Source organism: uncultured Shewanella sp. (genome assembly GCF_947501225.1).
Lineage (GTDB): Bacteria > Pseudomonadota > Gammaproteobacteria > Enterobacterales > Shewanellaceae > Shewanella.
The window spans coordinates 50,163-72,566 of the sequence record NZ_CANMUW010000011.1 but is presented as its reverse complement, the minus strand read 5'-3'; the positions used below and the strand labels follow the sequence as shown (position 1 = coordinate 72,566).

The 22,404-nt window shown below is 49.4% G+C and carries 17 protein-coding genes; 6 read left to right on the top strand and 11 right to left on the bottom strand.

Features of this window, described 5'->3' with window-relative positions:
• Positions 1 to 516: 516 nt before the first annotated feature.
• The 3 genes from Q1B47_RS15365 to Q1B47_RS15355 all read right to left on the bottom strand — a co-directional run bounded on the left by Q1B47_RS15365 (position 517) and on the right by Q1B47_RS15355 (position 2,718).
• Positions 517 to 1,404: a phosphoribulokinase gene (locus Q1B47_RS15365; protein ID WP_299795357.1), complete on the bottom strand. Its 888-nt coding sequence runs from the start codon at positions 1,402 to 1,404 to the stop codon at positions 517 to 519.
• Between the two features lie 91 nt (positions 1,405 to 1,495).
• Positions 1,496 to 1,744, bottom strand: a complete 249-nt coding sequence (locus Q1B47_RS15360; protein ID WP_299795355.1) for a YheU family protein — start codon at positions 1,742 to 1,744, stop codon at positions 1,496 to 1,498.
• 2 nt (positions 1,745 to 1,746) lie between these two features.
• A complete protein-coding gene (locus Q1B47_RS15355; RefSeq protein WP_299795354.1) occupies positions 1,747 to 2,718 on the bottom strand; it encodes a hydrolase in 972 nt (323 codons plus the stop codon).
• A 233-nt stretch (positions 2,719 to 2,951) separates the two neighbouring features.
• On the opposite strand from Q1B47_RS15355, the gene Q1B47_RS15350 reads away from it, so the two are divergent.
• Entirely contained in the window at positions 2,952 to 3,467 is a 516-nt protein-coding gene (locus Q1B47_RS15350) for a TAT leader-containing periplasmic protein (RefSeq protein WP_299795352.1), read from the top strand.
• 69 nt (positions 3,468 to 3,536) lie between these two features.
• Entirely contained in the window at positions 3,537 to 5,132 is a 1,596-nt protein-coding gene (locus tag Q1B47_RS15345; RefSeq protein ID WP_299795350.1) for a GMC family oxidoreductase, read from the top strand.
• Between the two features lie 79 nt (positions 5,133 to 5,211).
• Here the strand turns inward: Q1B47_RS15345 and Q1B47_RS15340 are convergent, their stop codons facing one another.
• Together Q1B47_RS15340 and Q1B47_RS15335 are read right to left on the bottom strand one after the other, a co-directional pair.
• Positions 5,212 to 5,649, bottom strand: coding sequence for a TIGR02444 family protein (locus tag Q1B47_RS15340; protein WP_299795348.1), 438 nt, complete (start codon positions 5,647 to 5,649; stop codon positions 5,212 to 5,214).
• Positions 5,650 to 5,717: 68 nt separating this feature from the next.
• On the bottom strand, positions 5,718 to 7,631 hold the full coding sequence (locus tag Q1B47_RS15335) for an ABC transporter ATP-binding protein (RefSeq protein WP_299795528.1): 1,914 nt from the start codon (positions 7,629 to 7,631) through the stop codon (positions 5,718 to 5,720).
• A 193-nt stretch (positions 7,632 to 7,824) separates the two neighbouring features.
• Between Q1B47_RS15335 and Q1B47_RS15330 the strand changes: the two genes are divergently transcribed.
• A complete protein-coding gene (locus Q1B47_RS15330) occupies positions 7,825 to 8,025 on the top strand; it encodes a YheV family putative zinc ribbon protein (RefSeq protein ID WP_299795346.1) in 201 nt (66 codons plus the stop codon).
• Positions 8,026 to 8,292: 267 nt separating this feature from the next.
• Here the strand turns inward: Q1B47_RS15330 and Q1B47_RS15325 are convergent, their stop codons facing one another.
• The 5 genes from Q1B47_RS15325 to Q1B47_RS15305 form a co-directional block, all read right to left on the bottom strand.
• Positions 8,293 to 9,900: an Ig-like domain-containing protein gene (locus Q1B47_RS15325; RefSeq protein ID WP_299795344.1), complete on the bottom strand. Its 1,608-nt coding sequence runs from the start codon at positions 9,898 to 9,900 to the stop codon at positions 8,293 to 8,295.
• Between the two features lie 603 nt (positions 9,901 to 10,503).
• On the bottom strand, positions 10,504 to 12,123 hold the full coding sequence (locus Q1B47_RS15320) for an Ig-like domain-containing protein (protein ID WP_299795342.1): 1,620 nt from the start codon (positions 12,121 to 12,123) through the stop codon (positions 10,504 to 10,506).
• 456 nt (positions 12,124 to 12,579) lie between these two features.
• Positions 12,580 to 13,461, bottom strand: coding sequence for a helix-turn-helix domain-containing protein (locus tag Q1B47_RS15315; RefSeq protein ID WP_299795340.1), 882 nt, complete (start codon positions 13,459 to 13,461; stop codon positions 12,580 to 12,582).
• 288 nt (positions 13,462 to 13,749) lie between these two features.
• Complete coding sequence (locus Q1B47_RS15310; RefSeq protein ID WP_299795338.1) at positions 13,750 to 15,672, bottom strand: methyl-accepting chemotaxis protein; 1,923 nt, start codon at positions 15,670 to 15,672, stop codon at positions 13,750 to 13,752.
• A 175-nt stretch (positions 15,673 to 15,847) separates the two neighbouring features.
• Positions 15,848 to 16,159: a hypothetical protein gene (locus Q1B47_RS15305; RefSeq protein ID WP_299795336.1), complete on the bottom strand. Its 312-nt coding sequence runs from the start codon at positions 16,157 to 16,159 to the stop codon at positions 15,848 to 15,850.
• 521 nt (positions 16,160 to 16,680) lie between these two features.
• Between Q1B47_RS15305 and Q1B47_RS15300 the strand changes: the two genes are divergently transcribed.
• From Q1B47_RS15300 to dbpA, 3 genes are all read left to right on the top strand, one after another.
• Entirely contained in the window at positions 16,681 to 18,090 is a 1,410-nt protein-coding gene (locus Q1B47_RS15300) for an MFS transporter (protein ID WP_299795334.1), read from the top strand.
• 193 nt (positions 18,091 to 18,283) lie between these two features.
• Positions 18,284 to 18,979: a DUF3313 domain-containing protein gene (locus Q1B47_RS15295; RefSeq protein ID WP_299795332.1), complete on the top strand. Its 696-nt coding sequence runs from the start codon at positions 18,284 to 18,286 to the stop codon at positions 18,977 to 18,979.
• Positions 18,980 to 19,427: 448 nt separating this feature from the next.
• A complete protein-coding gene (dbpA, locus tag Q1B47_RS15290; protein ID WP_299795330.1) occupies positions 19,428 to 20,852 on the top strand; it encodes an ATP-dependent RNA helicase DbpA in 1,425 nt (474 codons plus the stop codon).
• Positions 20,853 to 21,802: 950 nt separating this feature from the next.
• Here the strand turns inward: dbpA and Q1B47_RS15285 are convergent.
• The gene (locus Q1B47_RS15285) at positions 21,803 to 22,195 is read right to left on the bottom strand and encodes a GFA family protein (protein ID WP_299795526.1); all 393 of its coding nucleotides are present in this window, start codon (positions 22,193 to 22,195) and stop codon (positions 21,803 to 21,805) included.
• Positions 22,196 to 22,404 lie beyond the last annotated feature (209 nt).

Below are 22,404 nucleotides of genomic sequence, written 5' to 3'. Positions count from 1 at the left end.
AGCTCCTAGGACCTTAGGTTTATCCTAGTTCTAGCATACTCAAGAAATGAGCGGATCAAGCATAGACGTGGAATTCACTCTGGGTTGTCTTATTTGAAGAGGGGAATAGCTAGCATACTCAAGGAAAGAGCAGATCAAGCATGGATGTGGAATTCACTCTGGGTTGTCTTAGTTGAAGAGGGGAATAGCTAGCATACTCAAGAAGCGAGCAGATCAAGCATGGATGTGGAATTCACTTTCGATGATAAACAAGAGGGTCGGAATAGCTAGCATACTCAAGGAAATAAGCGGATCAAGCACGGATGTGGAATTCACTCTGGGTTGTCTTAGTTGAAGAGGGGAATAGCTAGCATACTCAAGGAAACAAACAGATCAAGATGGGGGAATTCACTTCCAAGAGCATGCCAGCTCATCAGTCTTTCGCCTGAAATCCCGACGAGAGAAAGTTTACTGCATCATACTTAAATGAAGCTTAAGCTTTTCTTAGTCGAAATAAAACGTGCAAATTTTCTGTCTCTATTCGTTATCGAGAGAGAGGAGTTGTTGTCGCTTCTCCAGCAGATCCCGTATCAAGGGGGTTAAGATCAGCTCCATGGCCAGGGACATCTTGCCGCCGGGCACCACCATGGTATTGACTCTGGACATAAATGAGCCGTCTATCATCTTCAGGTAGTAGGGGAAGTCGACATTTTTGATGCCGCGAAAACGGATAACAACGAAACTCTCATCCAGGCTGGGGATATTCTTGGCACTGAACGGGTTGGAGGTGTCTACGGTAGGCACACGTTGAAAGTTGATGTGGGTACGTGAAAACTGTGGAGTCATATGGTTGATATAATCATCCATGCTACGCACTATCGAGCCCATCACCTTTTCGCGACTGTGGCCTCTCTCCGAGGTGTCACGAATGATCTTCTGGATCCACTCCAGGTTGACGATAGGCACCATACCTATGAGCAGATCGACATGTTCCGCCACATTGCAGGTGTCGGTTTTCACGCCACCGTGAAGTCCCTCATAGTAGAGCATATCGGTATTTTCAGGCAGAGGGTGCCACTGGGTAAAGGTGCCGGGCATCTGGTTGAACGGCACAGCTTCATCGAACGTGTGCAGGTAGGCACGGGTTTCACCCTGGCCGGTAGCGCCATAGTCGCTGAAGCACTGCTCCAGTTTTTCAAAGTCGTTCGCCTCGGGGCCAAAATAACTGATATTTTTATTTTCTGTCTTAGCCTTACGTATCATCAGTTCCATTTCAGGGCGGGTAAAGTGATGAAAGCTATCACCTTCGACCGTTGCGGCATTGATCCCCAGCTGGCGGAAAATATGCTTAAAGGCCGTAGTCGTTGTCGTTGTTCCTGCTCCTGAGGAGCCGGTCACTGCGATGATGGGATGTTTTGCTGACATTAAATTTCCTAAATGGAACCTGAATTTATAATGAGTAGCTGAGCTGTATTTATACGGTAATCGATACTCTCAGGTCAAACTCGCATACGATTTAAGGGGTTGACCATATATGAAGATCATCCTGTTGGCGGATCGCAACAGACTCATCATCTTCACTGTATTCGACGACCAGAGTCCCTTGTTTAAGGGCTTGTTTACACTTGGTTATAGCGAGCTTTATCGCCTCACCGTCTGTGTCTGAAAAGCTGCCATCCTCCACCTGCGAGAAGAGATACTCTTTGATCAGGCTCTCTAAGGTTTCGTTTGGCAGTTGCTGAAGTGCATCAAAAGGTACAAGCATATTCAGGTATCACTCTGTGAAAGAAAAGTAAGGATCCGTTTTTCCAGATAGTACTTAGGTTTAAATGGTGTCCCGCCATCGATGAAGCCTACGTGACCGCCGCGACTGTGTAGCTCATAGACCACATCAGGTGACAGCTTTTTAGCCGGTGGGATCACCTCCCGGGTCATAAATGGGTCGTCTTCGGCGTGTATCACCAGCGTTGGCTGGCAGATATGTTGGAGAAAGTTCATGCCACTGGCTCTGTGGTAGTAGTCGTCCACGCCCTCAAACCCATGGAGCGGGGCCGTTACCCGGTGATCGAAGCTGTAGAAGGTGTTGAGTTCCTCTATCTGCGACATCGAAACCGGCATACTCTCCGACAGGCGCTTATCCTGTACTTTTTTAGTCAGTTTCTGCTGTAGCTGCTTTATCAGGTAGCTTTGATAGACCTTAGAGAACCCTTTTTCCAGTTTCTTGGCGCAGGCTGCAAGTTTCAGCGGCGCCGAGACAACCACGGCCCGTTCGATAAGGCTGGAATCACTGTGTTCGCCCAGGTATTTAGTCAGTACGTTGCCACCCAAACTGTAGCCGACCGCCCTGATTCTTGAGTTGGGAAACCGTGCCTTCAGATGGGTCAGGTTTTCGTGCAGGTCGCGGGTGTCGCCGCTATGATAACTTCGGGCCAGACGGTTAGGCTCACCCGAACAACTTCTGTGATGATGTACGACGGCGCACAGGCCTCTGGCACGGCAATCCTGCAGCAGGCGGCGTACATAGTGAGACTCGGCGCTGCCCTCCAACCCATGAATAACGACCAGAATAGTCTGACCATCTTCAGGGAAACTCAGCCAGTCCAGATCGATAAAGTCCCCGTCACTGAGCTCCAACCGTTCGCGACTCAAAGCTGGTCTGTCCACCTTGGTGAATACCGGCAGAATCGTCTGAACATGGGGGCTTCTTGCCCACCAGGGGGGAGAAAAAGAGTGCGTCATAATGTATTGGCTATTGCTGTAAATTAAAACGTGTGTTTAATTATTAGTGAGAGTCGCATTGTAGCATACCAGAGTGTTGCTTTTTCGATGAGAGAAAGTCTGGCCTCTTCGCTCTCGATTATGATTAAGGTTCTGGTCTGCTTCGCACAATGGTCTGCATAGGTATAGTATAGAAAAGCATCGTTTTTCAGTGTTGGTAATCTATCCATTTTGAAACGTTCACAGGGAGAGGCATGAAACGACGTACGTTTTTGACATCGGCATTCGTTGGCACGGCCGCAATAGCGCTGGGAGTAAACCTCTATTCACCGGAGTTTATCGCGGCCAACAGGTCACAAGATAGCCAACATAGATTACTGTTCAGCGCACTGCTCCCGGTATTTTTAGATGGGGCGCTTCCCGAGGTCGAGAGTCTTCGCCGCGCCGCAGAGAACCGCACCTTAGATGCCATTACACAGACCATTGCCATGTTGCCCGAAGAGAGCCGAGCCGAGCTGGAGCAGCTGCTGGGCATGTTGGAGCAGAGGTTGGGGCTGCTGATCCTCACAGGTAGCATGACCCCTTTGATGATGCGAACTGCGCAGGAGCTGGTCACCCTGCTGGAGTATTGGCGAAACAGTTTCATAGAGTTGATGGTGACTGCTTATCAAGGGCTCAGGGAGCTGGTTATGGCCAGCTACTACTCCTGCCCCGAGCATTGGAGCCGACTGAACTATGTAAAACCGACCTTTCTCGGTACGGAAACATAGACACTGGCGACTGAAATTGGCTGTTACAGATTAAATAACTATAAATAAAAGATGGTGTGGAGGGGACAGGTGGTAATAGCAGATCCGATAGAGGAGGGGTTGTCATCCGGCTGGAAACATATCGATGCCAGTAAGCTGAGCCGAAACCGGACTCTGGAGGCCGATGTCGTAATCGTTGGCAGCGGTGCCGGTGGCGGTGTCGCTGCCGAAATATTAACCGATGCAGGCTTGACAGTTATCATCATAGAGGGCGGTCCGCTCAAGTCATCCCGCAGCTTTAATATGGAGGAGCGGCGCGCCTACCCGGATCTCTACCAGCAGGCTGCGGCCATGAAGACCAAAGATAAGGCGATCGGTATCTTTCAGGGCAGGGCGGTGGGAGGCTCGACAACCGTCAACTGGACCACCTCCATCAGGACTCCGAAAAATGCACTGGAATATTGGGCCCGGGAGAAGTCGATCGAAGGTTTATCCAGGCAGGAGTTGGACCCTTGGTTTGAGAAGATGGAGCAGCGCCTGAATATCACCGAGTGGCCTTTTGCTCCAAATAGAAATAATGAAGCCTTGAAGTCCGGCTGTGAGAAGCTAAATTGGGATTTCACCGTGATCAAGCGCAACGTCAAGGGTTGCTGGAATACAGGGTATTGTGGAATGGGCTGCCCGGTAAACGCAAAGCAATCTATGTTGGTGACGACTATACCGGCGGCCCTTGAAAAAGGCGCGACACTGGTCAGTCGGGCTAAGGTGGTGAAGTTAGAGCACCACAAAGAGAAGATAGTTGCGGCTAAGGCCATTGCGCTGGATGAGCAGTTACGGCCAACGTCCGTGAAGTTAACCTTTAAGGCGAAACACTATATTATTGCGGCGGGCGCCGTACATACGCCGGCCCTCATGATGCGCTCAGGTGTAAGCGACCCGAATCAAATTTTGGGTAAGCGTACCTTCCTGCACCCTACCCTGCTCAGTGGTGCCATATTTTCAGATCCCATTAATGCCCACAGCGGCGCACCTCAGTCTATCTATAGTGATGAATTTGTCTGGCGTGACGGAGCCGATGGCCAGTTGGGTTATAAGTTAGAGGTGCCCCCGGTTCACCCGGTGCTCATCGCCTCGAAAACATTGGGTTATGGCAAGAGCCACGCCGAATTGATGGAAAACTTCAATCAACTCCAGGTCACCATCGCTCTGGTGAGGGATGGGTATCATGAGCAGAGTCAGGGGGGGCAGGTTCATCTGACCGACAGTGGATTTATGCTGGATTACCCGCTGACAGATACGTTTTGGGCTGCGGCGAGAAGGGCATTTGCCAGCATGGCCGAGCTGCAGTTTGCTGCCGGGGCTAAACAGGTACTGCCTATCAGTGAAGGTATGTCCTATCTCAAAAGCTGGGCTGAGGCTAAATCAGAGATAGAGAGGATGACATTAGCACCGCTTAAAACCGTAGTCGCTTCTGCTCATGTGATGGGGGGCTGTCCCATGGGCGAGGACCAGAAGATCTCTATGGTCGATAGCCACGGCCAATCTCACTACTATGAAAATATGTCGGTGATGGACGGTTCAATCTTCCCTACCAGCCTGGGGGCCAATCCGCAGCTCTCTATCTACGGCATCACAGCCAGAAATGCGACACGTTTGGCCGAACGGCTGAGCCTTTCGAAGGGCTAGTTTAAAACGCTGAGGGCCGGCTCAATAGAGCAGGAGTGAATGATTCACTCCTGATCGGGAAGGTTAACGAGTTTTTAGACTAGGCTGCCAGTTGTTGGTATTCATCTGCATCCAGTCGGTAGAGATCCAAAAAGACATTCAGATTTGAACTCTTACCTTCATGGGGCAGCTGTCTGAGCTTGTGTAAAATCAGAGCCTGTGACTTTCGCTCCAGCATGAGTTCGACCTCAAGCATCTGTTGATACTCCCCATCGACTAAGCTGTTTTTACTCAGTTTGCGTAATTTTCTGTAGGGGAGCAGCACCCGCTCCTCCCAGTGGTGGATCTCATCTCTCATCTGTGACCAATCTTTCTCGGACAACAGATATCCCTGTTTGTCTAACCACAGGGAGAGCAGGAGCAGGTTCACATTGACCTGGTGCTCATCCTGAAGTTGCAGGCAGAGGGCTTGATGTTGGTCGTAATAACCGTCACACACCTGCCAAAGGGAGAGATCAAACTGATTTAAATAGGTCATTTAACGCGTTTCCTTTGCATTTTTGTCGATGCGCCGCCTTTAATCATCTGAGCGGCGCCGAATCTGAATCAAAGAGCCGAACGAACCTCTTGTTCGATCTCCTCGATAGACTCCTGAACCTCTAACCACTCCATCTCACTCTCCTCTAATGCCTGAGTGAGCTTAGTTCTTTCGTTTAAGACCTGAGTTAATTTAGCCTTATTTTCGGCATCATACAAACTCATGTCGGCAAGCATCTCTTCGAGTTCGGATAGACGGCTACTCGATCTCTGCTGCTCTTTTTCAAGTTTAAGCTGAACCTTTTTCAACGGAGACAGTTTCTGGCGCAGCTCCGCCTCTAAACGCTTCTGTAGCTTCTTATCCTGAGCCGGCTTTGCAGCATCCTGACCGACCTCCTCTTTGTTTGCCGCCTTGGCAGCATCGAGAAGCCACTGATGATAATCATCGAGGTCGCCATCGAAACTTTGTACTTTGCCGCCATCGACCAGATAGTAGTCGCTGCAACTGAGTCTCAGCAGGTGCCTGTCGTGGGATACGATGATCATCGCCCCTTCGAACGATTGCAGTGCCATCGTCAGTGCATGACGCATCTCCAGATCCAGGTGGTTAGTTGGCTCATCGAGAAGCAGCAGGTTAGGGCGTTGCCATACCAGCAGCGCTAATACTAACCGGGCCTTCTCGCCACCGGAAAAGGGTCGAACAGGGGATAACACCATGTCGCCGTTGAAGCCATAGCAGCCGAGGAAGTTTCTCAACTCCTGTTCACGGGTTGTCGGTGCCAGTCTGGATAGGTGCTGAAGCGGTGTATCATCCAGGCGCAGACTCTCGAGTTGATGCTGGGCGAAATAACCGATATTCAGGCCCGGATTGGTCTCGTACTTTCCCTTCATCGGGGAAAGCTCTTCGGAGAGCAGCTTAATCAGTGTCGACTTACCCGCACCGTTGCGACCGAGAAGGCCGATGCGCGCGCCGGGAACCAGATTAAGATGTACGCTATTTAAGATCTCTTTATCCCCATAGCCTACAGACACCTGTTCCATGGTCACCAGTGGATTAGGCAGGGTTTCAGGCGCTTTAAACGCCATATGAAACGGGCTGTCGGCTTGAGACGGCAGCAGCTCAGTCATGCGCTCCAGTGCCTTTAAGCGGCTCTGTGCCTGCTTGGCCTTACTCGCCTTATAACGGAACCTGTCGACGAAAGACTGCATATGGGCACGCTCTTTCTGTTGACGCTCGAAGGCGACCTGTTGCTGAGCCATGCGTTCTGCACGGATCCGTTCGAAGGCGGTGTAGTTACCCTTGTAGTAGTTAAGCTTCTGGTTCTCCAGGTGGATGATCTCTGTGACAATGCCGTCGATAAAGTCTCTGTCGTGACTGATAAGGATCAGCGTGCCCTGATAAGACTTAATCCAGCCTTCGAGCCAGTACATGGTGTCTAAGTCGAGGTGGTTGGTCGGCTCATCGAGAAGCAGCAGATCTGAGCGGCATAGCAGCGCCTGAGCCAGGTTGAGGCGCATACGCCAGCCACCGGAGAAGCTCTTAACCGGGTTAGACTGCTCGGCTTCACTGAACCCAAGGCCGGCTAAAAGGCTGGCCGCACGGGCGTGAATGGCATAACCGCCGATGGCATCAATTTTTCCATGCAGATGTGCAATGGCGTTGCCATCATCATCGGCCTGAGCCTGATGCAGCTGCTTTTCAAGCTCGCGATACTCCACATCACCATCGATAACGTATTCCAGGGCCGATACCTCAAGTGCCGGTGTCTCTTGGGCGACAGTGGCTATCTGCCAGCCGGCGGGGACACTGATATCGCCTTTATCCAGGCTTATCTTGCCGAGTATCAGTGCCAGGAGTGATGACTTGCCTGTGCCGTTAGCACCGACCAGGCCTACCTTGTGGCCCGGATAGATGGTGAGAGAGGTTTCATCCAGAAGCGTTTTACTGCCGCGGATCAACTGTGCTTGATTGATGGATATCATGGAGTACGACTTGGTGATGTTCTGGAGACTATTGCGCAGATGATATCTCACAAATGGCCACCATTACCACAAAGCGAGCCACAAACTGCGCCACAAACAGGGTAAAAGTGTCGAACAATACGGCGATTTCGTCCTGTTTGTGGCAAAATGGAGTTCTATTGAACTATGACCCTAACCTAAGGTTGAGAATTAAGTGGCTGAATCCAGAGTGAAGAGACGTTTTGTTGCCGGTGCTAAGTGTCCTAAATGTAAGGCGATGGATAGCATAGTCCTGTTTAAAGTTAACGGTGTGGAAACGGTCGAGTGTATCGACTGTGATTACAGCGAGCAGCAGAGCGATGGGAAGGTGGCTAAACAGGCCGGTGGTGATGTGATAGGCGTGTTTAAGCCGTAAAAATAAGGTTCTGGATTCGAGGCTTTAGAACCTGGCTTCTAAACTATAGCTCCTAAAACCTGCTAACTAGAATTCAGGCGTTACTCATGTCAGTTGCGGCATTATAACTTTTTAAAGCGTTTCTCCAGTACCAAGGCTGCATCGGCCGACAGAACATTGCGCAACACCATAAAAAATGCCAGTCACTATCAGTGACTGGCATTGGCTAAGGCTAGAACCTTAGAGGGTCGCAGGTACTATTCTTTAAGCATCAGTATTTAAGAATCATTATTTATGAATCTTGCCTATCTGAGTGGCTCTCAAGTCATAATCCTCCTCATGACAACCGGAACAGCTGTCCCAGGCGCGAAGCCATGGCTTCTGCCACTTGCCGTCTGCGGAGAAGTGTCTTGGGTCTTCCTTTGCACCCTCGAGATCGATCTTGAGCAGGTGAGATGAACCTGGCATATGGCAATCTTTACACTCAGCGATGAACTTGTGGGCGGCTGAAGCCATATCACTGCCAGGGAGGTCGGCAAACTCCTTGGTATGGCAATCGGTACACTCGCGCACCATGGCATTTTCGTGACCCGGCTTATCCTGATAGTGTTCAGACTGATGAGGGTTATGGCAGGTTGAGCAGGTGAAGTCTTTCTTCTTACCCATGGCCACGCCGGTGTCCGGATCGACACCTATCATGGTTGAAGCAGCATGACGACCACCACGGCCATCCTTGCGACCTTCGGGGCCAAAGGTGTGGTCTTCCCTTTTCAAGCGTGCGCCCAGGCTAGGTGCTCCAAACTCTTGCTCGAAGGGAGACTCATAGTCCGGGTAGCGCCTGACGGCGTCATCTGTGGTATGACATTCAATACAGGCGGCCGCTTTGCCATAGCCCATATCTTCTGCGGTGTAATCACCTGGAACGCGTGCTTCAGCTATCTTAACAATGTTATGTTTTGCCGGAGCCTTAATATGTTCACTACCGGCGCCATGACAGCTTTCACATTGAACCCCGGTCATAGCGAATGTGCCGTCCATTCCCGGCAGATCATCTTGTCTGTTCAGGTTTCGGTTGTCACCGGCACCTTCGGTGTAATCTTTCCAACCCGTTGTGTGGCATCTGCCGCAGTAACCGTAGGGGCTGGCATCCGGATCCTTGTAAGGATACTCTGGTAACATCGTGGTCACTTTCTCGCCTTTAGGCGCAACAATAGGCTTCACTTTTGTACCATTGATAATGTAACCATTTGCATCGATAAACATACCGACTTTTTTGTAGCCACCGATAACATAGCTGATATCTGCCCAGCTCTCTGGTTTACCCAGAGTGTTAGTGACTCCGTCCATTAGCTCTATGGAACCATCGAGACTCGTAAATGGATACACGGGCATCTTACCGTCTATAATTTTAGTCAGCTTAAAGTTATGGCCTGTCTCATAATAGCTCTTCTTATCTGTGTGACAGGCGATACAGGTCTCTGTTCCGACATAGGTCAACGCCGCCCCGCTTGCTGTCACAACGACGGTGACAGTCGAGCTCGCCTCGCCGCCGTTACCGTCTGAGATGGTGTAGTTGATTATTGTGGTGCCGACCTCAACCGGTTCGAACAGGATTTTGTTATCCTGAATCGACGCCGTTCCTGACCCTTCCGTCACACTCACGGTCTCGATAGTCAGTGGATCTCCATCGGGATCGGTATCGTTGGCCAAAGCGTCTATCAATATACTGCTACCGATAACGGTTTCAGCATCGCTTGGGTTAGCAATCGGCGGGTTATTATCTTCTGGTGGAGGAACTGGATCGTCGTTATCGCTACCACAAGCCACCAGCAAAGAGATCATACTGGCAAGTATTAACTTCTTATATGGAATGCGTATATCTGAAATGTTCATCATGATATGCCCTTAATATATTTATTACTTAATATATTGGATATTTTTATTTTAGAATTTTTAACACAGCTAAAATAAACCTTCTTCGGTTATGGCTAATCATTGCGAGTTAGAAAACCTATAAAAACAAAGTGTTTAAGTTCGGCTGTATATCGTCAATTAAAATATGGACTGAGATTTATATATTAAAACACTTCATATACAGACAAGATTGAAACCTCCGATGCACTAAAAAATGCAGTTACCGACGATATATAAAATATGGTCTTTTTCGGTGTTTCTATTTGTGCGTAACAAAAGCCTTTAACTCTTTACAACTCATACTTTAATACCCTAAAAGTAGTAGAAAGCCCCCCCCGTCGACATGGAGATATCGGAACAAAAATGGTAATTAACGAACCTGGTGGTGATTGTGTGAGAACTGACAGCGTGTTTTTGGCTAGTTCAGCTTCACGATAGTAAATGGGCAGTACACCCGATAAAAATGGGGGAATGAAACCGCTATCGGACGGTAGGGCAAAAAATGCCAGCCACTATCTGTGGCTGGCTAAGCCTAAGGCGATGGCAATGCCCTAGAGGGTTGCAGGTACTATTATCTGTGAATCATTATTTATGAATCTTGCCAATCTTAGCGGCTCTCTCGTCATAATCCTCCTCGTGACAGCCGGAACAGCTGTCCCAGGCGCGAAGCCAGGGCTTCTGCCACTTGCCGTCTGCTGAGAAGTGTCTTGGGTCTTCCTTTGCCCCCTCGAGATCGATCTTAAGCAGGTGAGATGAACCTGGCATATGGCAATCTTTACACTCAGCGATGAACTCGTGGGCGGCGGCTCCGCCACCATCAGGCGCATTAGCAAACTCCTTGTTATGACAGTCACTACACTGTTTTACCATCGCATCTTCGTGACCAGGTTGGTCCTGATAGTGTTCAGACCGGTGAGGGTTATGACAGGTTGAGCAGGCGAAGTCCTTCTTCTTACCCATTAACTCGCCGGTGTCCGGATCGGCGCCTATCAAGGTTGAAGCAGCATGACGACCACCACGGCCATCCTTGCGCCCTTCGGGGCCAAAGACGTCGTCGACTCTCTTCAAGCGTGCGCCCAGGCTGGGTGCTCCAAACTCTTGCTCGAAGGGAGACTCATAGTCCGGGTAACGTCTGACGGCGTCATCTGTGGTATGACACTCTTTACAGGAAGCCGCCTTGCCATAGGCCATATCATCTGCGGTGAAATCACCTGGAACACGGGCCTGAGCTATCTTAACGATGTTATCTTTTGATGGAGCCTTAACGTGTTTACTACCGGCGCCATGACAACTCTCACACTGAACCCCGGTCATAGCGAACGTGCCGTCCATTCCGGGCAGATCATCTTGTCTGTTCAGGTTTCGGTTGTCACCGGCACCTTCGGTGTAATCTTGCCAACCTGTTGTGTGGCATCTGCCACAGTAACCGTACGGGCTTCCATCCGGATCCTTGTCAGGATACTCCGGGAACATCTTGGTCACTTTCTCGCCTAAAGGCGCAGCAAGAGCCGTCACATTTGTACCATTGATAATGTAACCATTCGCATCGATAAACAGAGCGACTTTTTTATAGCCACCGATAACATAGCTGATATCCGCCCAGCTCTCTGGTTTACCCAGAGTGTTAGTGACTCCGTCCATTACCTCTAAGGAACCATCGAGAGTCGTAAATGGATACTCTGGCATCTTGCCGTCTACAACTTTAGTCAACTTAAAGTTATGACCTGTCTCGTAATAGCTCTTCTTATCTGTATGGCAGGAGAGACAAGTATCAGTACCGACATAACTTAAAGTGTCATCGGTTACGGTAATTGTGATCCCTGACTCGGCGGTGCCTCCGTTACCATCGGAGATGCTGTAGTTCAGTGTTGTGGTACCAGCCTGCTCCGGAGTAAATCGGATCTGGTTGCTTTCAATGGTCGCTGTTCCGCTGCCGTCAATCAGCGTCACAGCCTCTATGGTTAGTGCATCGCCGTCGGCATCTGTATCGTTAGACAGGGCATCGATCAGTATGCTGCTTCCCACAAGGGTCGCAGCTTCGTTTGGATTGGCTACCGGAGCGGTATTCTCCACTGGTTGTGGAGGTTCCGGTGTTGGCTCTGGAGCGGGAGCTGGATCGTCACTGCCACAAGCCGTCAGCATACTTATCATACAGGCAAGTGCTAACTTCCTGTATGGTACGCCTACATTTATGGTATTCATCATTATCTTTCCTGTAATCATTTTTCATCGATTATTATTTTCTACACATTAGGTATCGCACCAACATAGCTTCCTAATTTAATGGGGGTTTTAGGTGAACAGAGCTTGTTGTCTGAACGTAAACTATGTAAATGGTGCGATAAGGGGAAGTTAATTAATTACCCTTGCGAACAGCATGGACTTATCGAACCAGAAATGGCGATAATCGAACCTGATAAGAATTCTTTGAACCAGAGGGGGGCGGGGGAGAGATAGATTGACTGCCTTAATACCTGCTCAAGTAGATATTTAACAATTCAGAACCCCTTCATTTTAGTTAAGTTAAGGCTAATTGAAAGAGAGATGGCTGCTTCTTTTTAAGTTAATACAGAGCATATGTGGAAGTATTTTTTGGAGAGCACAGGCTTGGAAATTACTTTTTACCTCCAGGCATCAAGTGGAGCCTGGAGGTAAAATGGATTAGCCTTTTGTGGTCTCTTTGAATTGAGATGGGGTGAGAAGGGTGTGTCTTTTGAAAAACTTAACGAAGTAAGTGACATCATCGAAGCCCAGATCATAGGCTATCTGCTGCACTTGGGAGTTATCTATGGTAAGTCTGCGCTTTATCTCCAGAATGATATGCGCATCAATCAGCTGTTTGGCGGTTTGGTTGCATGCCAGTTTACAGATCTGATTCAGGTATTTATACGAGATATGTATCATGTCGGCGTAGACAGATGCATCTCTGGTGATAGTGAACTTCTTTTCAATCAGTGAGATAAACTGACTGAACCTTTGTGCCTGCACTTCGTTTAACTGCTCGATATGACTCGTTTTTTTCTGGCTTAACTTCAGTAGTAGCGAAGAGAAAACGAGCTGCAGGAGCAGGTTATCACAACTCCCGCTTGCCTGCTCCTTATCGATCTCCGCTAAAAAAAGATCACAGCTCTCTTTAGTTGCTTGATCCAACACAAAAACCGGTGAATGTGCTGTCGCCAGATGTGCGGGGGTGAATAGTGGCATTCTGATATTGGCTCTAATTTCGTCAAAAAACTTCTCAGTGACATTGATCATCTTGCCTTTGGGCCGGTTCTTTAGATCGAAGGCTTGTATCTGGTTTTTGTTAACAGCGATGAAGCTACCCTGCCTGACTGGGTAGTAGTTACAATCGATGAAGTGGCTGCCCTCCCCCTGGGTTATATAGAGAAAGCAGAAGTAATGGAGCCTGTGGGGCTGTGAGGGATCATGATCATACTTTGGCAGTTTGCTGTAAAATTTGTCGAGATCTAACACCTCTATGCCGGACCTCTCTTTGTTGGGAGCCCGATATTTAATGTCTGGTATGTCTGTAAACTTATCCATTCAGATTCAGATGATAGCTCTTATTTGATAGCGGTTTTCAGCATAAAAATGCAGGAATAGTTGAGGCGACGGTATAGATATTTCTATCCATAATTCAGTTATCAGATCTGATAATAGAACCTGAACTACTCAAATGGAATCAAATTGTGTTCAGGCCATGCGGATCTCTGAGCCGGATCCCATTATCCCAGAATCGAGGAACGAGGAACGAGATCTCTGGGGGCCAGCTGGTATAAAGTACCTTAGAGTCCCTATCTGTTCCTCTCTCTTTACGGAATGACGAACTTATTAAAACTTAAATCGTGACACCAGCTCATTGAGCTGTACCGCCATCTCCCTGAGATCGCTGCAGTCGATAGAGGTCTGCTGCACCACCTGACTGCTGGTGCGTGAGATATCTGCGATAGCGGTGACATGAGGGTTGATCTCGCCCACCACATTCGATTGCTCCCCGGTTGCCGTGGCTATCTGTACGCTCATCTCGTTCATCGCCTTGATGTTGTCTGAGATACTCTGCAGGTGTTCACCCGATGAGGTTGCCTCCTGTTGGCTATCGTTACTCAGCTCGGTACTCTGGGCTATCGCCTCGACGGCCTCGTTGGTTCTGGCCTGTAGCTGCTCGATAATATTGCGGATCTCTTCGGTAGAGGCGTGACTACGTGAGGCTAATGTCCTTACCTCGTCGGCGACCACGGCAAAGCCCCGGCCCTGTTCACCGGCACGGGCGGCCTCAATGGCGGCGTTGAGTGCCAGCAGGTTAGTCTGTTCAGAGACGCCGCGGATCACTTCGAGCACAGTGTCGATAGAGTTAGCATCTTCGGCGAGCTGGCTGATGGTCGAGCTGGTATTGTTCAGCTGCTCGCTCATTGTCGCCACGCTGGTAATGGTCTTTTGGACGGAGCTGTTACCCTGCACCACGGCCTCTTCGGCGACAGAGGCATTTTCCGCGGCGTTATTAGCGCTTCCGGCTATCTCCTCGGCCGTCATTCCCATCTCATGGATCGCTGTCGCTATCTGCTCTATCTTGCTTACCTGCTCATTAATCTCATGTTCCATATGTTTGGCCTGATTGTCGATACGTTCGACGGCCTCATAGAGATCGTTCCCCGTCGCCGACACGCTTTGCAACGTGCGGCTGAGATAGTCGACGAAATGGTTGTAGCCCTGTGCCATGTTTCCTGTCTCATCCTGACGGGAATCATCCAGTCTCAAGGTGAGATCGCCCTCGCCCTCGCCGATGGCCTTAAGCATCTTAGCCAACTCCCCAAAGGGGGAGAGCAGGTGGTTAATCAGCCACATGCTGATGGCCATAAAGAGAAGGGCGATCACTATCCCCATAATAACTACAGACCAGGTGGCATCGTCTAAGGTGCCAAAGATCTCGTCCCGTGGGATCTGAGCGATAAGGTACCAACCGATATCGGGCAGATAGCGACTCGCGACCAGCATCTCTTTGCCGTTATCTGAGTACTCCGTGGTGGCAAACTCCTGCTCTTTGAACAGTGAGTCGGTATCTATCTCACCTAAGCTACTCAGCTGCCTGCCGCTGTAGCTGCTGTCCGGGTGGATCTTGATGGCGCCGCTGCCATCGACCAGGAAGACCTGGCCATGGGCACCAATCTGGTACTGTTTGATGCTGGTGGCCATGCTGGAAAGTGACAGCCCCACTCCCGCAACGGCGCTGGGTTTGCCGTCAATGGTCATAAGGTAGTTGATAAACAGGGTAGGGATCTGATTTGACTCATCGACATCTAAACTGAGGGAGTACTGTTTGCCACTGCTCATGAAGTTGTAAAACCACTGGTCACTGGGATCGGACTGGGAGATGGTTTTCAGTATGCCGCCGGGGATGAAGTAGCGGCCGCTGTTGGCCGAGACCAGGAAGGCGGTGATGGTGTCAAATTTCTGCTGGATATTGGTGAGATAGTTGTCGATCGCCTCATGGGTATCCGGCGTATCTCCCCGGCTAATCACTTCCTGATAGTCGATGTTATTTGCCATCACCCTGCTGATGGTTATCGGCATCAAGAGTTGGGAGTGGATGTCGTTAGCCACCTCACCTAAGACGGCCGGTAGTTCTCGCTCTAAGGTACTCTCCAGGATAATACTGCGACTGCTACTGAGGGAGTAGATACTGATGATCAATATAGAGAGTACTACAGAGGCTAAGGTCGTTAAGACCACTTTGCGGCGAATATTCAGTTTTAACATTGGCATGTCTCCTAATCTGAAATAAGTATAGGAGACAGCTGGCAATCGTGTTGTTAAATAATGGCTTAAGTCACTCCTGACATTAAACTATAAGGAGTGACCGGGATAGTTGCCGCGGGAATGAACTCAATCAAGCCCGGGAGATAGCTGACCAGTAGCGAAACTAGTCATGAAATTAGTCGTTGAACCCTTCGCGCAGAAACAGGTGGCGTGTCTGGTTGAAACGTGACTCCTCGGCCTGAATAAACTCGATGGCCAGCGTGTAGTTTTCCAGGCGAAACTTCTCCTGTTTGGCTATCTCATACTCGTTCATCACGATATTCATCGCCTCCACGGTCCACTCCGGCTCACCCTTGCCGATGTCGGTTTCATCGGGATCGTAGTTAGTGACCATCCAGTCCTGAAGCTGATCTGAATCTATCTTCTGCTCGCCCCAGGATGTTAGCAGGTCGATGAGTTGCTGCTTGCTGATGTTAGGTTTAGTCATTGGCTTGTCTGTATCTGGCTACTTTGGGCAAAGGGTAACTCTATTTAGCCGGATAATCGAGGTTTGGTACCATCTTCATTGTGAGATGTTGGCACAAGCCTAATTAATATACAGCCGCTGTATAGGGATTTTTACACAGTTAATAGCCCCTACAATCAAATGTTAACCCCACTCTCTTGTTAGTTTGCTTCGCTCATTGTTAATGCTTTTGAGGTGTTGAGCGCTCACAACTGAGCATTAACAGTCTTATCATTAACAAAATCGTGATAGAATCCGGCGTTGCTTTTCATTAGGGGCCGTGTCAGTCATTAGAGATATGTCAGCCCCTGTCGTGGTGCATCGCTCTCGAGTCGGTGTATCTGAGCTTGTCATCGGTTGAGGCCGGTCTTCAGTCGGTGTGAAACTCTGGCCTCAGAAGAATAGAGACAGAATAGAGATAGAATCGATATAGCCACAATTGCGTCATCATGGGCTGGATAATATGTTGATGCAGATAATAACTTCAGATCTGGAATTATAAAATGAATAACAGTACGTCTTCTTCGACGCAGCAGGGGTTTCCAAAAACATTTTGGATTGCCAATGGTGTCGAACTTTTAGAGCGCGCCGCCTATTATGGCGTGTTCATTGTGATCACCCTGTATCTATCACGTATCTTAGGGTTCACCGATGTTGAAGCTGCCTGGCTCGCTGGTGCCTTCTCTGCGGGTCTCTATTTCCTTCCGACCTTCAGTGGTGCCCTGGCCGATAAAATTGGCTTCAGGGGAGCCTTGCTGCTGGCCTTTGGCCTGCTGACCGTTGGTTACGCAGCACTTGCTGTCTTTCCTGCTCTGCTTGAGGGGCAGGGGCTGGTTGAATATGGTAAAGAGGCGACCTATCACGGCCTGAAGGAGGCCGATATTCGCTGGGCGATCGTGCCGATCCTTATCGTCATCATGATCGGTGGTTCATTTATCAAGGCGGTGATCACAGGTACCGTGGCTAAGTGTACGACTACCGCTAACCGCGCGAAAGGCTTCTCCATCTTTTATATGATGGTTAATATCGGCGCCTTCTCAGGCAAGACAGTGGTGAAACCTCTGCGTGAATCTATGGGCGATCTGGGGTTGATTAACCTTAACTATTTTGCGGCCAGTATGACGCTTATCGCGTTTTTCAGTATCTTCCTCTTCTTCAAGAGTACCGAGACAAACAGTGAAAGTAAGTCTCTGGGCGAGATCTGGAATGCACTTATCAAGGTACTGGGTAATGGTCGCTTAATCTCTTTGACCATCATCATCAGTGGTTTCTGGATGGTACAGCATCAGCTGTATGCGACTATGCCTAAGTATGTGCTGCGTATGGCGGGTGAGGGCTCCTCGCCATCATGGTATGCCAACGTTAACCCGTTAGTGGTATTTCTCTCTGTAAGCCTTGTGACTGCCATGATGAGCAAGCGCAGCGCACTCTCTTCGATGACTATCGGTATGTTTATCATGCCTGTCTCTGCGCTGCTGATGGCATCGGGTAATATGTTTGCCGGTACAGAAACTATCTTAGGCATGCACCCCATCGCGGCCATGATGATTATAGGTATCGTGTTCCAGGGGCTGGCCGAGTGTTTTATCTCACCACGTTTCCTCGAATACTTCTCGTTGCAGGCACCTAAGGGAGAGGAGGGGCTCTACCTTGGCTTCTCACACCTGCACTCCTTCATCAGTTCGCTGTTAGGTTTCGGCCTGTCCGGTTATCTGTTAGAGGCATACTGCCCGGATCCCCGTATCTTTGATACTCATGCAGAATGGGCGGCAGCAGCGTCTCATGCGCACTACATCTGGTACTTCTTCGCGGCTATCGCAACGGTTTCAGCCGTTTCATTGATTATCTACGGCGCCGTGATTAAGCGCCTGGATGCGAATAAGACTGAAGAGGTTGAGCTGGCTACCGCGTAGCGCTTCTGCTTATAACCTCTCAATAGGATATGTTAACAAGCCCCGAAGATTCGGGGCTTTTTTTGCTCTAACGAATGTAAATCATTTAGCTGCTGTTATTTAAGCGGGTAGCATTTATACTTTTATGTTATGGTGACTATACATGTGTATAGTTGCGCTTTGAATGTAGCAAAATTAGTCTATTGGAAATATTATGAAATCATATCGAATCGCAGCGAGTCTGGGTGTTGGGGCTGTGTTGCTGTTGTTAAGCGGCTGTGGTGTTGTACAGGATTATCGTCAATCTCAGATGTTTAAAAACTTCGATGATTTCAGACCCGGCCCAAAAGGGGGCAGCGACCTTGTCTGGGCAAAACCGGGTATTAAGAGCATCAAAGATCTCAACGATATCTTGCAGCAGTACGATAGTGTCATCGTCGATCAGGTCTGGTTGGTGCTCGATGATAAGACCCGCTACGATAACCTATCGGAACAGGAGATTGTTGGCGTATCTGAGTATCTGATCGAAAAAATCAAACAGAAGGCAGCCACCCGTTTTGAACTTGTCGATAGCCCCAAGGAGAACACCTTAAGGATAAGTGTTGCGCTGACCAATATCGAGACGCCGAACCCTATTCTGGCGGTAACCAGCAGCCTGCTACCCATAGGACTTGGGATCTCAACAGTGGCCAAGGTCGTGACCGGAGAGCACACCAACGTAGGTAGCGCCACCATCGAGATGATGATAAGCGATGCCAACTCGGGCGATCCTATCGTCGCAGTTATCGACAGGAGGGCGGGGGCTAAGGATCTCAGTACAATGGTCGACTCGACCGACGATGCCAGAGACGCCGTTGATTGGTGGGTTGAGCGAATTGGCTCGACGTTACGTGGCGAGCTTGCGAATTAATGACCTCAGTAATTCGGGGCACCTATCCGATACCAGAGACGCTCTGTTGATTCCGGTGGGTCGAGCTAATTGGCTCGACGTTACGTGGCGAGCTTGTGAATTAATGACCTCAGTAAGTCGGGGCACCTATCCGATACCAGAGACGCTCTGTTGATTCCGGTGGGTTGAGCGAATTGGCTCGACGTTACGTGGCGAGCTTGTGAATTAATGACCTCAGTAATCTTCGGGTACGCTTTCCGGCTCATGGAACCGGGGCCAAGGATACAAGCAACTCATATCAAACCTTGCTATAATCACGCCCACTACTATTAAGCCTGAACATCATCAATTTCACAGGGTTTTGTCCGGCTGAATAAATTCGATTTATATCAGCGATATATCAATGTTTTAGTATTGACAGTCGCTTTCATGACGCGTGTTTCGTCATGATAAAAAACAGGAACAGACCTTGAGCCAAGTTACCCCAAATGCAGACTCTTCATCGCAAGAGAACAACGTATCGTTTTCAACACTGCCACTAAAACCTGAACTACTGGATAACCTCAAAACCATGGGATACGACTCCATGACACCGATTCAGGCCCAGAGTCTGCCTGCCATCTTAAACGGTGAAGATGTTGTCGGTCAGGGTAAGACCGGCTCGGGGAAAACGGCTGCCTTTGGCTTAGGCTTGCTCAATAAGCTGAACGTGAAACGCTTTCGTATTCAATCACTGGTGCTCTGTCCTACCCGTGAGCTTGCCGATCAGGTTGCCAAGGAGATCCGTACTCTGGCTCGTGGCATCCACAATATCAAGGTATTGACCCTGTGTGGCGGTGTACCTATGGGGCCGCAGATCGGCTCTTTGGAGCATGGCGCCCATATCATAGTCGGAACACCGGGCCGTATTATCGACCATCTTTCACGTGAGCGTTTAAGTTTAGAAAACGTCAATACCTTAGTGCTGGATGAAGCCGACCGCATGCTGGAGATGGGCTTCCTGCCGGATCTGGATTACATCATGGCCGAGATGCCCCGTGAGCGCCAGACCCTGCTGTTCAGTGCGACTTTCCCTAAGCAGATCCAGAAGATCGCCGAAGAGATCATGATAGATCCTGTGATGGTCAAGGTGACATCGACTCATGACAGCAGCAGTATCGAGCAGCACTTCTACCAGATAGACAGCAACAAAGAGCGTCAGAAGGCGCTGCGCCTGTTGCTATTGCAACATAGACCCGAGAGCGCAGTCGTATTTTGTAATACCAAGCGTGAGACTAAAGATGTGGCTGCAACTCTGGCTAACGACGGTTTCAGCGTGGTGGCCCTTCATGGTGACCTTGAACAGAGAGACAGAGATATCACCCTGATGCAGTTTGCTAACAAGAGTGCCTCTATCATGGTGGCCACCGACGTTGCGGCGCGTGGTCTGGATATCGAAGCGCTGGACATGGTGGTTAACTACGAGTTTGCCTATGACACTGAGGTGCATATTCATCGTATCGGTCGTACGGGCCGTGCGGGAACCAAGGGCGCCGCCTACACCTTCTTCACCGCCGGTGATGATTACAAGGTCAAGCTGTTAGAGGAGTATCTGGACCGGGATATCGTCAGCGAAGGCCTGCCACCAGAGAGCCTGCTCGATACCTATCCGACCCAGCCTAAGATGGTGACGCTGCAGATCGACGGCGGTAAGAAGAACAAGCTTCGCCCGGGCGATATCTTAGGAGCCCTGACCGGTGAAAACGGCATTCAAGGCTCCGAGGTAGGTAAGATTAAGATCACCGAGTTCCGCTCATACGTGGCCGTCGACCGTAAGGCTGCCAAGAAGGCGCTGCATAAGATCACTAAGGGCAAGCTCAAGGGCCGAACTTATCGTGCCTGGGAGATGAGATAGTCTGTCATCCAAGGAGCTAGGTCCGAGACTCTAGTTCCTAGGATTTTGGTTAAGGCAACTAGCTCCATAGTTGCTGGTCGTTTCCAGCTAAATTTTAAGGGGAGTGAACTTGGTTCATTCCCTTTTTTGTTACCATTGTTTTTCAGCCTTGACAGGAAGAGGCTTTCCAAACTTCGTTTGGATGAAAGTCGTGGAATTCCATTCCCTTCTTGCAATAAACAGCAGGGCAAGAGGGGGCGGGGGAGCAATAGCAACTCCAAATATGTCCATATACAAAGGCCAGTTCGGCATCCCTGCCTCTCGCTCATAAGCACAATCACCTATATGGTGATTATTCGCCTTGCATCCACCATGACGCCCCGGCGAAGTTTTGATCCTCTGTTCTTATGGATAAATTGCTACCGCTTCCGATGGGGAATCCGCTCTTGTCACAAGAAGTCCGAAAGCTAACCTGACATCTGATAGGCAGGATGCCTGAATGCCGAGAAATACAAGGATGTATGAGAACGGCCATGATGGCTCTACGGTATTTTTATCTACGTACTTCTGCACGTAAATCCATTTACAAAGCCAGTTCAGCATCTGACTGATAGGACATTGGAAATGTTAAAAAGTGTAGGGAACAATTTTAACCATGCTTCTCGTTCATGAGCTTATGGCTATGCCATATTAACCTTCCAACGGGGAACCATCGTACTTGAAGGTGATTAGGCCGGGTTAGATAGAGTTTTAATCGAAGAGAAGATAGATAAAGGTGCAGATGCGGCTGTGGCCGTTGATGGCAGGGATGCCATCGTCGAGCTTACACGGATGTACTTGCAGCGTGTCACAGAAGTATCTGCACATAAGCGAGCCGCAGGCTATAAATCCCCTTGAAGGAGCGACCTTCAATAAACCTATTAAGTACCAAGTAAACCCTAGCAAACATCCTAAGTCAGTGATGCGACTGATTATCCCTGCCGAGTGCCACTGTACTTGGGGGTATCATCCTTGATACACAGCCAGGATACCTGACTGGCAGTATGAATATGATACTTAACCGGTACCAGATTCGGGTCATCCAGTGACGCAATACTCAATGAATAGTATTTCGGATAGCCGGTATCGCGAAAACTGATACTGGTGCCACAACTAGAGCAGAAGCCACGCCTGGTGGTATCCGATGAGGCATACTCCGTCGGCTGGCCGGATAACCAGATAACCTGCTCGGTGAGAAAGTCCATCCAGCTGCCCATTACGGCGCCGGTGCTCTTCTGGCAGATGCGGCAGTGACAGTGATCGGCGTCGAAGGGCATGGCCGTTACCTTATATCTGAGTGAACCGCACAGGCAGCCCCCCTCCATCTTCACGGTCTCCTCCTTCTCTTTCGCTTTATCTTTCAAGCAGTCCCTCTTTAGCTCTGTTTCCATAGGAATCGGCCCTGGCGCGTTGTTGAATTTGATGGCTAAAACTCACCTATTTTATCTGAGAAGTAAAGCTGTTAACCGCCTTGCTTGTGTTTAATTCAGGTAATTATTGCCGCACTGTAGATTATTAACATTAATAATCAATT

Coding starts and splice junctions, on each gene's coding strand:
- Q1B47_RS15365 (WP_299795357.1), bottom strand. CDS start 1,404: ATGTCAGCAAAACATCCCATCATCGCAGTGACCGGCTCCTCAGGAGCA.
- Q1B47_RS15360 (WP_299795355.1), bottom strand. CDS start 1,744: ATGCTTGTACCTTTTGATGCACTTCAGCAACTGCCAAACGAAACCTTA.
- Q1B47_RS15355 (WP_299795354.1), bottom strand. CDS start 2,718: ATGACGCACTCTTTTTCTCCCCCCTGGTGGGCAAGAAGCCCCCATGTT.
- Q1B47_RS15350 (WP_299795352.1), top strand. CDS start 2,952: ATGAAACGACGTACGTTTTTGACATCGGCATTCGTTGGCACGGCCGCA.
- Q1B47_RS15340 (WP_299795348.1), bottom strand. CDS start 5,649: ATGACCTATTTAAATCAGTTTGATCTCTCCCTTTGGCAGGTGTGTGAC.
- Q1B47_RS15335 (WP_299795528.1), bottom strand. CDS start 7,631: ATGATATCCATCAATCAAGCACAGTTGATCCGCGGCAGTAAAACGCTT.
- Q1B47_RS15325 (WP_299795344.1), bottom strand. CDS start 9,900: ATGATGAACATTTCAGATATACGCATTCCATATAAGAAGTTAATACTT.
- Q1B47_RS15320 (WP_299795342.1), bottom strand. CDS start 12,123: ATGATGAATACCATAAATGTAGGCGTACCATACAGGAAGTTAGCACTT.
- Q1B47_RS15315 (WP_299795340.1), bottom strand. CDS start 13,461: ATGGATAAGTTTACAGACATACCAGACATTAAATATCGGGCTCCCAAC.
- Q1B47_RS15310 (WP_299795338.1), bottom strand. CDS start 15,672: ATGTTAAAACTGAATATTCGCCGCAAAGTGGTCTTAACGACCTTAGCC.
- Q1B47_RS15305 (WP_299795336.1), bottom strand. CDS start 16,159: ATGACTAAACCTAACATCAGCAAGCAGCAACTCATCGACCTGCTAACA.
- Q1B47_RS15300 (WP_299795334.1), top strand. CDS start 16,681: ATGAATAACAGTACGTCTTCTTCGACGCAGCAGGGGTTTCCAAAAACA.
- Q1B47_RS15295 (WP_299795332.1), top strand. CDS start 18,284: ATGAAATCATATCGAATCGCAGCGAGTCTGGGTGTTGGGGCTGTGTTG.
- Q1B47_RS15285 (WP_299795526.1), bottom strand. CDS start 22,195: ATGGAGGGGGGCTGCCTGTGCGGTTCACTCAGATATAAGGTAACGGCC.